Origin of the sequence: Desulfosarcina sp., assembly GCF_046496365.1 — a bacterium.
Lineage (GTDB): Bacteria > Desulfobacterota > Desulfobacteria > Desulfobacterales > Desulfosarcinaceae > Desulfosarcina.
Map to the genome: position 1 here is coordinate 1 of NZ_JAWOHB010000007.1, position 13,824 is coordinate 13,824.

At 57.8% G+C, this 13,824-nt stretch carries 11 protein-coding genes and 1 pseudogene; 2 read left to right on the top strand and 10 right to left on the bottom strand.

The annotated features are described in order from the left end of the window. Nucleotides 1-276, top strand: a pseudogene (locus R6V78_RS00260) (3-deoxy-7-phosphoheptulonate synthase); the annotation flags it as partial. Between the two features lie 26 nt (nt 277-302). Here the strand turns inward: R6V78_RS00260 and R6V78_RS00265 are convergent. From R6V78_RS00265 to R6V78_RS00295, 7 genes are all read right to left on the bottom strand, one after another. Then, entirely contained in the window at nt 303-932 is a 630-nt protein-coding gene (locus R6V78_RS00265) for a DUF4126 domain-containing protein (RefSeq protein WP_410287309.1), read from the bottom strand. Between the two features lie 32 nt (nt 933-964). After that, entirely contained in the window at nt 965-2,299 is a 1,335-nt protein-coding gene (locus R6V78_RS00270; RefSeq protein WP_410287310.1) for a YihY/virulence factor BrkB family protein, read from the bottom strand. Nucleotides 2,300-2,343: 44 nt separating this feature from the next. Then, nucleotides 2,344-2,934 (bottom strand): nucleoside deaminase, encoded by a 591-nt coding sequence (locus tag R6V78_RS00275; protein ID WP_410287311.1) that lies wholly within the window; start codon nt 2,932-2,934, stop codon nt 2,344-2,346. 83 nt (nt 2,935-3,017) lie between these two features. Then, nucleotides 3,018-4,700, bottom strand: a complete 1,683-nt coding sequence (gene ettA, locus R6V78_RS00280) for an energy-dependent translational throttle protein EttA (RefSeq protein WP_410287312.1) — start codon at nt 4,698-4,700, stop codon at nt 3,018-3,020. Between the two features lie 192 nt (nt 4,701-4,892). Continuing rightward, on the bottom strand, nt 4,893-5,690 hold the full coding sequence (locus tag R6V78_RS00285; RefSeq protein ID WP_410287313.1) for a methyltetrahydrofolate cobalamin methyltransferase: 798 nt from the start codon (nt 5,688-5,690) through the stop codon (nt 4,893-4,895). 128 nt (nt 5,691-5,818) lie between these two features. Continuing rightward, nucleotides 5,819-6,442: a B12-binding domain-containing protein gene (locus tag R6V78_RS00290; protein ID WP_410287314.1), complete on the bottom strand. Its 624-nt coding sequence runs from the start codon at nt 6,440-6,442 to the stop codon at nt 5,819-5,821. A 133-nt stretch (nt 6,443-6,575) separates the two neighbouring features. Continuing rightward, nucleotides 6,576-8,003 (bottom strand): trimethylamine methyltransferase family protein, encoded by a 1,428-nt coding sequence (locus tag R6V78_RS00295; RefSeq protein WP_410287315.1) that lies wholly within the window; start codon nt 8,001-8,003, stop codon nt 6,576-6,578. A gap of 349 nt (nt 8,004-8,352) precedes the next feature. Between R6V78_RS00295 and R6V78_RS00300 the strand changes: the two genes are divergently transcribed. After that, nucleotides 8,353-9,879, top strand: a complete 1,527-nt coding sequence (locus R6V78_RS00300; RefSeq protein WP_410287316.1) for a sigma-54 interaction domain-containing protein — start codon at nt 8,353-8,355, stop codon at nt 9,877-9,879. A gap of 37 nt (nt 9,880-9,916) precedes the next feature. Here the strand turns inward: R6V78_RS00300 and R6V78_RS00305 are convergent, their stop codons facing one another. The 3 genes from R6V78_RS00305 to R6V78_RS00315 form a co-directional block, all read right to left on the bottom strand. Continuing rightward, entirely contained in the window at nt 9,917-10,936 is a 1,020-nt protein-coding gene (locus tag R6V78_RS00305) for a 3-oxoacyl-ACP synthase III (protein ID WP_410287317.1), read from the bottom strand. A 283-nt stretch (nt 10,937-11,219) separates the two neighbouring features. Beyond that, nucleotides 11,220-12,746, bottom strand: coding sequence for an AMP-binding protein (locus tag R6V78_RS00310; protein WP_410287318.1), 1,527 nt, complete (start codon nt 12,744-12,746; stop codon nt 11,220-11,222). Nucleotides 12,747-12,767: 21 nt separating this feature from the next. After that, nucleotides 12,768-13,721: a sodium:solute symporter family transporter gene (locus tag R6V78_RS00315; RefSeq protein WP_410287319.1), complete on the bottom strand. Its 954-nt coding sequence runs from the start codon at nt 13,719-13,721 to the stop codon at nt 12,768-12,770. Nucleotides 13,722-13,824: the final 103 nt, after the last annotated feature.

Below are 13,824 nucleotides of genomic sequence, written 5' to 3' on the forward strand. Positions count from 1 at the left end.
AACCACACCCGGCAGGCATCGGTGTGGCAGGATGTCATCAATCAGCGTATCGACGGCAACGCCAGCATCATCGGTATGATGTTGGAGAGCAACCTGAATGCGGGGAGTCAGCCGAACAGCGGTAATCTGGAAACCCTGCAATATGGGGTCTCCATCACCGACGCCTGCATCGACTGGGAAACCACCGAAAACCTGATCCTTTCCGCTCATGAACAGCTGCGCAGCCTCGGGAAATCCGGAGTGAACGAGGGACCATTTCGCTATAAGGTCGCCTGATCTAATGGGCAGATCCGGGAGTCAGTTCAGGCCAAAGGTGGCGTCGCTTGCCGTGGCGTAAACAGCCGCTTGACCTTGACCGCCAGCAATTTTATGCCCTGCCAAATTTTGGGCATCAACCAGATCATCAGCAGGATGGATAGGGCCAGCAGGACGAGAAATACCAGGGGGTGGTTCACCGCGGTCCAGATGCCGGCGATCACCATGAAGTCCTCCATGATGGAAGCCGTCCAGTTGGTGAAAGGCTCGGGTGAGGTATTGATGAGCAGTCGGGAGCCGGCCTTGATGCTGTGGGTGCCGGCAGCCAGGGTCCCGCCCAAAAGAGCGGCGGCCAGGCTCACCGCGGGATTCAATTCGCCCACGGCGCCGGCGGCCAGCAGCGCACCTGCCGGGATCCGTATAAAGGTGTGAATTGTGTCCCAGCCGGTGTCTACGCCGGGCATTTTGTCGGCGACGAACTCCACCGCGAACATCAGACAGGCGGCACCGATTACCAGGGGGTTGGCCAGCACCTGCAGATCAGGGGGCAAGGTCATGTTGCCGGTGATGCCCAAGATGCCCAGGGTGGCGATGGCTGCATAGAGGTTGATGCCGGCGGCCCAGGCGGCGCCCATGGTCAGGGCGATGATCCGGGCGATTTCATTGACGTTTTCCATGGTCGATGATCTCCAATGGGTCCAGTTGCCTTTCAGATATCCTTAAGCAACCGATTTGATGCCGATCGATCCAGTTCCGATCGCAATGCCGCCAGGGTTTCGGACAGCGTTTCCGCCTCCGGCAGTTGGGATAGCGCATGATCGTTTTTGCCCACATCCTCGAGGGCGGCAACTACGGCGTTGACCGTCAGGCTTCCGATATCCCGCGCCGGCTGCAGGGCGTCGCTCGTCTCCGAACCACTGTCGATTCTTACCAGGATGTTTCCTTTTACCAGAAGATCGGCCAGATTGTCCACCAGTGTGGGTGAAAGGAGCAGTTCCTCGGCAATCTGCGCTGGTGTCTGTGCCGGCCGGCCCTGGTGAAACAATTTTACTACGTGGCGGCAGATGGTCAACGCCAGGAGTCTGGATTGGGAGATGCTCATCATCCGTCCGCCGGCGGTTTTATCGACATGCTCCGAATGCTGGTAGGCATGCGAGATCTCGGCGCCGATGAGAACGATAAACCAGCTGATCTGCAGCCACAGCAGGAACAGGGGCAGTGCGGCAAAGCTGCCGTATATGGCGTTGTACTTGGCCACGACGATTTGAAAGTGAATGTAAGCAGCCTGGACTGCCTGGTAAGCTGAGCCGGCGATTACCCCGGCCAAAAGTGCGCCGTCAAAGCGCACCCGGGTATTGGGCATGACCATATAAATCAGGGTGAACAGTATCCAGATCAGGGTGTAAGGCAGCAGTTTTAGCCCCATATATATGGCTGGACCCACCATCTGCAGCAATTCGAACCGCCCGGAGATGGCCGATACCTGAGAGGTGATAAAGACGGTGACGCTGCCGGACATAATCACCAGCACCGGACAGACCAGCATGATGGTCAGGTAATCACTCAGTTTGCGGATGAAGCTGCGTGAGCGAACCCCCCAGATGTGATTGAAGGAACTTTCGATGTTGCCGAGCACCTTGATGACCGCCCAGAAAAGGACGACGACGCCGATGCCGGCAATCATGCCGCCTTTGGTGTTGTCGAGCATATTCTGGGCAAATTCGATGACCTGCGTGACCACTTCCTGCTGAGCGGAAAACTGATCCAGCAGTTCCTGCTGGAGCCGCCTCTCAAATCCGAACCCTTTGGCGATGCCGAAAGCCATGGCAACCACCGGAACCAGCGAGAGCAGTGAAAAAAAAGTAAGTGCCGATGCCCGCAGGGGGCCATGGTGCCGGGTAAAGCCCTGAAACGATAAAATCATTGTTCGTATCAGCCGGATCAGCAGCCACTGGATGGCCGGCTGCTCATCGCGACGTGCCTGCCAGATGGTGGTGGTGAAGAATCCGCCGAATCGGGTCAAGCGTCTGCTGAGTTTCTTCATGGGCGCCAATCCGTCTGTGTGGTGTCTGGGTGCCGGTAAGGGTCCTATGGTCCAAAAGTCTGCCGGGCATTATAGACCCATCCGCCACGCTTCACATAATGTTGGAGTACGGCCACGGCCGCTTTTCGGCCCACGTCCCGGACCACCGCAATCCCTCGGTTTTGAAGTTCAAGCATCCACTCGTCCGGTTTTGGACCTTCGTCAAAGCCGATCTCACGGGCATCGCTGTCCCGGGCGCCGCAAATCAGCCGCCTTACACCGGACCATATCACGGCGCCCAGGCACATGGCACAGGGTTCTGTGCTCGAAACCAATTCCATGGCGGGCATCCCTGCCCCTCCCAGGTCGAAGGTGCCCATTATCTTCTGGGCAATCATGATGGCCGTGGTCTCCGCGTGGGCCACCGAACAGTTGCCGGGGATTACCATGTTGACCCCCGGTGCAACCAGCCGCCCCGATTGCATGTCAAAGATGCCAGCGCCGAAAGGCCCACCGGTGTCGGCATCGACATTTTTCCTGGCCAGATCGATCACCAGAGCCATGCGGTCCGCCGTCTTGAGAAAGACATATTCCGGGTCGGGCAATGCACTGTCCACCCAATCGGGCAGAGCGATGTTGACGGAGGGAAAATACATGTCGGTCATTCCGGAATCGGGAATCAGCGCTTGCGGATTGAATGGGTTGATCGTGCCAATGCCTTAATTCTCCGCACGCATATTTATCTGGTCAACTGCCGGTACTTGATGCGGTGGGGTTGATCCGCTGCCGCCCCCAATCGTTTTTTACGGTCCTGCTCGTAGTCGGAGTAGTTGCCCTCGAACCAGACCACCTGACTGTCGCCTTCGAAGGCCAGAATGTGGGTGGCGATGCGATCGAGAAACCAGCGGTCGTGGCTGATGACCACCGCGCAGCCACCGAAGTTTTCCAGGGCCTCTTCCAGCGCCCGCATGGTGTTGACATCCAGGTCATTGGTGGGCTCGTCCAACAGCAGTACGTTGGCCCCTGATTTAAGTATGCGGGCCAGATGCACCCGGTTGCGTTCACCGCCCGACAGCAGGCCCACTTTTTTCTGCTGGTCGGATCCGGAAAAGTTGAACCGGGCCACGTAAGCCCGGGAGTTGACCTGGTGACTGCCCAGGTCAATGGTGTCCTGACCACCCGAAACCATTTCCCAGATATTTTTTTGCGGGTCCAGGACATCACGGCTCTGGTCCACGTATGCCAGGCTGACCGTATCCCCGATAATGATTGAACCACTGTCTGGCTGGTCCTGACCGGTGATCATGCGAAACAGGGTGGTCTTACCCGCACCGTTAGGGCCGATCACCCCAACAATACCGCCCGGCGGGAGAGAAAAATTCATGTTGTCCATCAGCAGTTTGTCTCCATGGGCTTTGGACACCCCCTTGGCCTGGATGGCCATATCGCCAAGGCGCGGGCCGGGTGGAATGTAGATTTCCAGATCTTTGGCCAAACTTTCGTTGGCCTGCTCCAGCAACTTTTCATAGGAGGTGATACGCGCCTTGGATTTGGCCCTGCGGCCTTTGGGCGCCATGCGGATCCACTCCAATTCACGCTTAAGTGTTTTCTGGCGTTCGCTCTCCGATTTCTCCTCGTTGGCCAGGCGGCTCTGTTTTTGTTCCAGCCAGGAGCTGTAGTTGCCTTTCCAGGGGATGCCGTGGCCCCGGTCCAGTTCCAATATCCAGCCGGCCACGTTATCGAGAAAATAGCGGTCGTGGGTGACGGCGATGATAGTGCCGGCGTACTGCCGAAGATGCTGTTCCAGCCAGGCAACCGACTCGGCATCCAGGTGGTTGGTGGGTTCGTCCAGGAGCAGGATGTCGGGTGTTTTGAGCAGCAGCCGGCACAGGGCCACCCGGCGGCGTTCGCCACCGGAGATGATGTTCACCGGGGTGTCTCCGGGCGGGCATCGCAGGGCGTCCATGGCCATTTCCAGCCGGGAGTCCAGATCCCATGCATCCAGGTGGTCGAGCTTCTCCTGAACTTCGCCCTGGCGTTGGATCAATCTGTCCATTTCATCGTCGGACATGGGCTGGGCAAAGCGTTCATTGATCAGGTTGAATTCGTCTAGCAGGTCAACGGTCTCTTGAACACCCTGTTGAACGATTTCCCGTACGGTTTTGGTTTCATCGACCAGGGGCTCCTGATCAAGATAACCGATGGTGTAGCCCTTGGACAGGATGATTTCACCGTTGAATTCCGTGTCCACGCCGGCCATGATTTTCAGCAGGGTACTTTTGCCGGACCCGTTAAGGCCCAGCACACCAATTTTGGCACCATAGAAGTAGCTTAATGAGATGTCCTGAATAATCGGTTTTTTATTGTAGAACTTGCTGACACGCATCATGGAATAGATCACTTTATTGGGCTCGGTGCTCATGGATCTTCTTTCCTCTCAATGATTGGGGTGTATGGGGTAAAGATGGTTAATCAGGACGATATGTTAGCATATTTTATATGGGTTTGAACACGGCTTTTCGGCGGCGAAAAAGAGGGGGGCGGTTTTGGGGTGCCCAAAAAGGCAAAAGAAGAACCGGGCCCGTTTAGGGGCGAGACCGGTTCTTTAAATCAGTTATCCTTCGAACATGCCGGCGCGAAATGCCTTGAGGTAACTCATGCAGAAGTTGTCCCTGCCGGCAAGGGCTTCGGCGGCGATGATGGTGGCCATCATGCGCTTGTCCAGCGGGTTGATGATCGCCCCGTCAAGCCCTTTGGCGATCGCCATGGTCATGAAGGTCTGGTTCATGAACTTGCGTGCCGGCAGCCCGTAGCTGATGTTGCTCAGCCCGCAGGCCGTGTGGATGCCGGGAAAGGTCATCACGATCCGTTCGATGGCGTTGATGAACTCGACCCCGAAGGTCTTGTCCACCGAGACCGGCTGCACCAGCGGGTCCACGAAAATGTTCTCCAGCTTGACGTTGTTTTTGAGCAGTCCGCCCACCAGTTCGTCGGCGATCTTCATGCGGTCGTCCACGGTCTGGGGCATGCCCGCGTCACTCATGCACAGGGCGATCACCTTCATGTCCGTGCCGGCCAGGATGGGCATGAGTTTGTCGTAGCGCTCCTTTTCCAGCGAGATCGAATTGATCATGGGTACGCCCCGATGAGCGCCAAGGGCCGCCTCGATGGCCGCCGGGTCCGGGCTGTCGATGGCGCAGGGCTTGTCGGTGACCTGCTGGACGGTTTCCACCAGCCACTTGAGGTATGCGGGCTCCTTGCCCACGAAAATTCCTGCGTTGACGTCGATGTAATCCGCGCCGGCTTCGGCCTGGTCCCTGGCCACCTGCTGGATCGCCGCTGCATCCTGGCCTTCGATGGCCGCCTTGATGGCCTTGCGGCTGGCGTTGATCAGTTCTCCGATGATAATCATGGCGATATTCTCCTGTTCAGGCCACTGGCGCCCAGTGGCTCCAAATAACGTTGGAGCGGCATCTGGCCGTGACGGACAACCGGTTATCGCGTCAAGATGCCGCTCCCGGGATCCTTCGGGCCGCAGTCCTACGCAACCAGCTGCTTGACCAGCTTAACCGCCCCCGGGGCGTCGGCACTGTAGCCATCGGCACCGATCTGGTCGGCAAAGGCCTGGGTCACCGGCGCGCCGCCGATGATTGTACGCGTGGCCATACCGGCTTCCTTGACCGCCTTGACCGTGCTCTCCATGGACGGCATGGTCGTGGTCAACAGCGCCGACAGGGCAATCACGTCGGCGCTTTTTTCCGCTGCCGTTTTGACGAATTTCTCGCTTTCCACATCCACTCCCAGGTCGACTACCTCGAACCCGGCCCCCTCCATCATCATCGAAACCAGGTTTTTGCCGATGTCGTGCAGGTCCCCCTTGACCGTGCCGATGACCACGACGCCCTTGCTCTTGCTCTGGCCGGCGCTGAGGTGGGGCTTGAGGATCTTCAGGCCGGCCTTCATGGCCTGGGCGGCCATGAGCATCTCGGGCACGAACAGCTCCCCTGAGCTGAAGCGCTCGCCGACCTCATCCATGGCGCTGATCAGGCCGTCGTTGAGGATCGTCCCAATGTCTGTACCGCCGTCCAGCTCCGCCTGGGTCTTGGCCTTAACCGTTTCCTCGTCAAATGCCAGCACTGCGTTGAAAATGTCCTGGGTGGTCATAAGTAATCCTCCTGAGTTTGAATGATTGGGTTTTAAAAATATTGGCGCTCTATGTTCTTAACGTTATAATATTTCAGTTAAAATAATTGAAATTTATATTGAGCCCGATCCATAGGTCAACTGATGTTTGGCGTCAAGATTTATTCTTACGCCGTAAGACATATGCAGCCAAAGCGGTTTCCACATCCGGATCGATGGGGGGTTTTTCATAGGCGGCTAACCGGCGGCTCAGACTTTCGGAAGCGGCCTGATCAATGCGCTGGGAACCGGCAGCCTTCCAGCCGGCATAATTCTGCCGGTTAAAAAAATCGGTCATGTAGAACTCCGTCCGGCAAAGTTTGAAAGTTTTGGGCTGGGTCAGGTACTGGCCGCCGATGCCCACGGTTTTAATCATGTCTACATCGATGGCCTCATCGGTTATGTCGATGGGCTTGATCAGCTTGCGGATGATTCCGCACATCTCTTCATCAAACAGAAATTTTTCGAAGCTCATGGCAATGTAAGACCCCAGGATGCCTGCCGAATGGAGAATGAAGTTGATTCCGCTGCGGGCGGCTGTAGACAGGGCCAGTGTGGATTCTCCCGCGGCTTGTGCATCCGGAAAATGGGCATCGGTAAGGCTTCCGCCGCTGCGGCTGGGAAGCTTGTAGAAGCGTGCCATCTGCGCAGTCGCCGAAACCACCATGGAGAGCTCGGGGCAGCCGATGGCCAACCCGCCGGTGCGCATATCCATCGCCGAGGATGTGGATCCATAGACGACCGGTGCACCGGGATTGACAAGCTGCGCCAGGGTGATGCCTGCCAGAATCTCGGCATTCTGCAATGCCAACACCCCGGAGAGGGTCACCGGTCCGGATGAGCCCGCCATGATCAGAGAGGCAATCACGCAGGCCTGGTTTGCCCGGGCCAGTTCAATCAGGGAGCCGGCCATCTCGTCGGAAAACTGGAGCGGGGACAGGGAATTGATCAGGGACACCGAAACCGGTCCCGCAGCGGCAAGCTTGTCTTCGCCGCCCCATATGATGGATGCCATCTCAACGCAGTCCCGGGCGCCCTGTTTGGATACCGGACTTCCCATAAAGGGTTTGTCGCACAACACGATATTGGAGAAAATCATGTCCAGATGGGCGGTTTCAGGTGATACATCCCCGGGTTCCACCATCATGAACCCGTTCATGTCGATGGTTTTGGATGTCTGGATCAATTTGCAGAAATTGTCATAATCCGCCATGGTCGCCCCCCGCTGACTGCCGTCCGGCAGGGAGATGAAGGGCGCACCGTAACCGGGTGCAAAAACGAAATCGTCCTCGCCCACAGCGACGCTTTTTTCCTGATTTCTTGCGCGCACCGTAAATCGTGGGGGGGTGGTTTCAAGGGCTTTTTGAACCTGGGTCTCGGTCATGAAAACTGTTTTCCCGTCCACCTTGAATCCGTTGGAGGTAAAAATCTCCAGGGCTTCGGGTTCATTGAAGGCTACACCGACACTGGACAACAGCGCCATGGAAGCCTCGTGAATCCGTGTCATCTGGTCCTTCGTGAGCGTTTGCATGCGATCATACATGGGCAATCCTCCTTGTTGCGATGGTTGGCGGCGTGTGAATACCGCTTACAGAGCAGTTTGCATGCCATCAAGGGTCGGCATGCAAAAAAGCGTTCGCAAAGGGCTCAACCGCGGCGTCGGGCTGAAAAATTTTTCGTAATCATCAGTTAATAAAGGAAAAACATCTCTGGACGAAAACGGGCACGCTAAACAGCCGGGAATCGATTGACAGCATCGGGTCTGATTGAATTCTTGAAGTGACAAAAAATATTACATATTAATTTGAAAAAATGTTTTCATCGCCTATTTTTTTTACATATATTCCGGGCAATGCAACCCTTGTTTTGACCATTACCCATGGAGGCACACCGTGTCTGATCGACCATCGAAGCCAACCTTTCTTCGGGACCTTGGGGACCTGGATTTTTTTCCGGTGCTGGATGCTTTTGATGAGGGCGTCCTGATTACGGATACCCGCGGATGTATTCTTTTCTACAATGAAACCCAGGCGGCCATTGACGATCTCCGGCCAGGAAAAGTCATCGGCAAGCGGGTGGCGGAAATTTATCAACTGGAGTGGCGTGACAGCATGATTTGCATGTGCCTGGAAGCCAACGCACCCGTTGTCGGCCGGATCTTTTTTTACCGGACCCACAAAGGCAAGCTGGTCAACACCATCCACAGTGTCTTCCCCCTGCACTGCAACGGTGTGCTGGTGGGCGCCATCTGTTTTGTAAAAAACTACAACCTGCTGGAAAAGGTGATGGCCGGTTTTTCTACCCTCTCCCCCAATACCCCGCCGGAATTGGCCAACGGCACCCGATACCGGTTTACCGATATCGTCGGTGTGGATAAAACCTTTTTGCACGCCGTGACGATGGCCCGCCTGGCTGCCCAGAGCAGCTCCCCGGTAATGCTGTTGGGAGAAACCGGATCGGGTAAGGAGATGTTTGCCCAGAGCATTCACAACTGCAGCCCCCGCAAAGACAATCCATTTGTGGGAATCAACTGTGCGGCCATCCCGGACACGCTGCTGGAGGGGCTGCTTTTCGGGACGGTAAAAGGGGCATTTACCGGTGCCGTGGACAAGCAGGGGCTTTTCCAGCAGGCCAACGGCGGCACGCTTTTTCTGGATGAAATCAATTCGATGCCCATTGCGCTGCAATCCAAACTGCTGCGGGTACTTCAGGAGCGAAAAATTCGGCGCGTCGGTGCATTTACCGAAGTGTCCATAGACGTCAAAGTCATCAGTTCCGTGAACATACCGGCCCATAAGGCCATTCGGGATCGGCAATTGCGCATGGATCTTTATTATCGACTGGCTGTGGTATACATCCCCATCCCCCCCTTGCGTGAACAGCCTGAAGGGATCGAGACCCTGACGCGTCATTTCATCTATAAAAACAATCTGGCTCTGGGTAAGCAGGTAGACGGCGTCAGTGAACCGGTCATGCACTTTTTCAGAAGCTATCACTGGCCGGGAAACGTCCGTGAACTCGAACACCTCATTGAAGGGGCCATGAACACCATCGGGCCGGATACGACGCTGCGCATCTCCCACCTGCCCCCCCATCTGCTTTTGCATCAGATTCGCGATGAAGGTCCGCCGCTGCAAATGATGCCGGTGGATCGCTCCGCAAAAAAAGCGACCGTAGGAACCGAAATGTTCAAGGTTGACGCGGCGAAACCTGTTATCCGTGCGGGGGATCTCCGTGAACAGCGGCAGGAACAGGAGCTGAAGATGATCGATGGCGCCCTGAGGGCGGCCGGTGGCAATGTATCTGCAAGCGCACGGATGCTGAATGTTTCGCGACAACTGATTCACTACAAGATGCGCAAATACGGATTGACCAGTAAGGCCTATCGCGGGCCGATAAAAAAAGAACCAAGCGGCTGACAGCCATGGAAATGCCAATGGGTTCGGGAACGTACGCTCACCAGGCGACACTCATCATTGAGCAGTTAAGGCCGCTGCCGATACCCATAAGCGCCACGTGATCGTTTGTTCGGATGTGTCCGGATTCCGCCGCCTGGCACAAGCTGATGGGGACAGCTGCCGGACCGATGTTGCCTAAAACAGGGAAGTTCAGATAATGTTTTTCCGGGGTCAGCCCCAATTTTTCGTTGAGCACGTCCATGTTTCGCTGGCTGACCTGGTGGGGCATGTAGGCATCGATCTGTGCATCGCTCCAGTTTTTCAGGGTGCTGCAGGCCAGGTTCCAGGTGTTTTTGGCCAGCTCCACGCCAAAAAGGAGTACCTTGGAGGCATCGGCGGTCATATAATCGCGTTGGCCCAGGCAGAGGCGGCTGTGGCGGGTGGCGGCCCGGGTCACCGATCCGTTGAGCACATGGCCTGATGTGCAAAGGTCGCGCCGGCACACGATCATGGCCACCGCTCCGGACCCCAGGGTGAGGGTGGCGAACTGATCTCTGAATGCTTCCGGTCGGGCATCCGGTTTCCTCAACCGTTCGATGGTTGCTTCCACCACCTCCCTGGAATTTTCTCCATCTACGATGAGGCCGTAATCAACCAGACCGGCGTCGATCATCATGCCCATGCTGCTCATGGCGTTGACGAAACCCAGGCAGGCATTGCCGATGTCATAGTTGATGCAATGATCGGCCAGCCCCAGGTTGCCGTGAACCAGGCTGGCGACGGAAGGCTCGATATAGTCCTTGGAGACTGAGGTGGAGATCAGGCAGCCGATGGCCTCCCGGGGAATCCCGGTCTTCTCCAACACCTTTTCGGCGGCCAGGGTGGCCACGTCGCTGGCCTGCTGGTCGGCGGCCCAGAACCGGCGTTCCCGGATGCCGGTCAGCCCTTCGATCAGACCAGGCTTGATGCCCATGCGTTCCAAGGCGGCCGAAAGCTGCGCTTCGATGTCGGCAGAGGTGATGATGGTTGTCGGCAGGGCACAGTCCACCGCTTCAATGGCCACATTTTTGAAAAACATGGGTTGCATGATTTCCCTTTCAGGCTTGTTTGAACCGCGACAGCGATCGCATTCCCCGCGGCTTGCCGCGGGGAGGGTTCGATCTCGCGGCGCCGCAACGCCGCTGAGGTCTTGTTCGGGTCCTCATAGCATGGTTGCTGCACTCGGAAAATACTAAAGGCCAAAAATCTTTACGGGAGGGGGCCCCTCTGGCGAGGGTTGTCCGCGGGGATGGCGGTATGGGTGCGAAAAGCAGCCCTTGTCGGTTTGGGGTGTTTAATTGTCGTTGCTGTTGTTAACAGCGTCATGCCTTGGGGGTTTGTTCACCTCCGTATAGGGTCTTGGCGGCCTCCCGGTCGACGGCGCCATTTTTCTCCGGCAGCGAGTTCACAAACTGCACATATTGGGGTTTCTTGTAGCGGGCAATGCGGCTGCCGACGAATTCGATCAGCTCCTTGCCGGTAAGCTGCCGGCCGCTTTTCAGCACACAGACCGCTTTGATGCCCTCTTTCCACTTGGGATCCGGCACCCCGAACACCATCGCTTGTGCCACCGCCGGGTGCTCCAGGATGACCTTTTCCACTTCCGCGGGATAGACGTTCTCGCCGCCGGGTTTGATCAACTCCTTTTCCGGCTTGCGGCCGGCGTACCACAGGAAACCCTCCTCGTCGAAGCGGCCCAGGTCGCCGGTGTGATGCCGATCGTTGCGGAAGGTATGGGCATTGTCCGCATCCAGTCGCCAGTACCCTTTGAATACCATTGGGCCTTTGAGGGTGATCTCGCCCACCTGACCGGCCAGCACCGGATTGTCCGCTTCATCCACCAGTTCCACCCGCCCCAGGGGGATCGGCCGTCCGGCTGAACCGGGGCGGTCGTCGTAGCGCCCCATGCTGGTCAGGCAGGAGGTTTCCGTCTGACCATACATATTGTAGAATGTACCGCCTGTGGTCTTCTGATAGCGTTGGATGGTGTCCGGCGCATCCAGACCCATGACGGATTGCAGTGATGAAATATCGGCATTTTGTTTTTGCCGCGCGTCGAGAATGGATCCGAGAATCGGAGAGAAGTCGAAGCACACCGAAACCCGCTTGGCCTGGATCAGTTCCACGGCCTGGTCGGCGTCAAACTTGCTCATATTGACGTTCAATGCCCCGGCATGAAAGGCATTGACGGCCATGAAAAGACCGGCCACATGAAAAAGGGGCAGCAGGTTGAGGTGGATGCCGGCGGATGACAGGCCGAAGCAGTAATTGAGGTGCAGGCTGGCGCACAGCAGGTTGGCATGGCTCAGCAGGGCACCCCGAGGTCTTCCGGCCACGGCTGCGGTGTGGATGATGACCAGGCCGTTGTCGGCTTCGACCGGACGGGCATGAAAGGGGGTGCCAGCCATCAATCCATCCAGGGCCTCCAACGGGCCGGTGTCGGTCAGGTTGACCAGGCGCTTCACCGTGGGGAGACGATTTTGCATGCCCGCCACCATGCTTCCGAATTCATCATCGGCAAATACCATGACCGGTTCACCATCGTTGAGGTTGAAGGCGACCTCATCGGCGGAAAGACGCCAGTTGATGGGCAGCACGATGGCTCCCAGTGCAGCCGCGGCACCGTACAGTTGAAAAAAGGCCAGGCTGTTTTTTCCCACCACGCCGATCCGGTCTCCGTTTTGGATGCCGGCATGCTGCAGACCTGCCGCCAGCCGCTCAACCTGTGACTGGAATTGCCCGAAGGTTGTCATCGTGTCGGTGTCGGCTTCGAACCACGCCGGACGGTTCCTGAAGCACTGGCCGTTGCGGTGGATCAGGTCATAAAGGGAAAAGTCGTAAAGTCCCATGATTGATGCTCCTTGTGCGGTCTATACGCGTTGCATGCCGACGCCGCCCGGCAGCTCGCTGGCGTAGCCCACCGGCAGCAGGTCGCCCTCGCCCTCGCCCTTGCCGCGCGGCAGCCCGTTGGCCAGCCGGCGCCCGTCGCCCAACACGCTGAGGGTCTGCGTCTCCGACAGCACGCCGCCCTCTATCCGCCAGACCGCGACCACCCCGGCCGCGTCGCGCACGCGCATGTAGGGCTTGCCGGCCCATTCGCCCTCCGCGGGCAGCACCACCGCGCCCACGGCGCCGGTCACAGCCTCCACTGGAACCTCGGTGCGGAAGATCCGGACCTCTCTGCCCTGCGAGTCCACCGGCTTGGTGGTCACCCCGCGTACCAGCAGCATCACCGTCATCAGGGTGCAAAGCAGCACCAGCATCCCGCCCTTGATGAACTGTACCCAGGTTGTCGATACCATCCCGGCGGTGGTCACGATCAGGGTCACCACGATCCCGACGGTGATGACGCCCACGTAGTGCGGGAAGCCCAGCAGCGGCTGGATCAGCGCGCCGGCGCCGACCATCTGCGGGATCAGGTAGAAGCAGCTCACCACCAGCGTGCTGATCGCCGCGGCCAGCTTGATGCCGCGCGAGTTGAACTTGTTGTCCAGCGCGTCGGCGAAAGTGAAGCGTCCCAGCCGCTTGAGCGGCTCGGCGATGATGAACAGCGCCACGATCCAGCCGGCAAGGTAGCCGATCGAGTACAGGAACCCGTCGTAGCCGAAGAACGCGATCATCCCGCAGATGCCGAGGAACGAGGCGGCCGACAGGTAGTCGCCCGCGAAAGCCACGCCGTTGACCGCCCAGTGGATGCTGCCGCCGGCCGCGAAGTAGCCGCTCGCGGAACGGGCCCGAGCGCCGAGGTAGAAGCTGATGGCGAGGACCGACCCCGCGAAGAACAGGAAGACCCCGACGGCCATCCATGAGGTTTCGTGAATCATACGGGTCTCCTTAAGCGGGTTTGCGGCAAAGTTTCATGTAGACCAGCGCCAGCACCATCGCCACGGCGATGAGCGCGAGGCCGTACACCACGGCGAGGTTCAT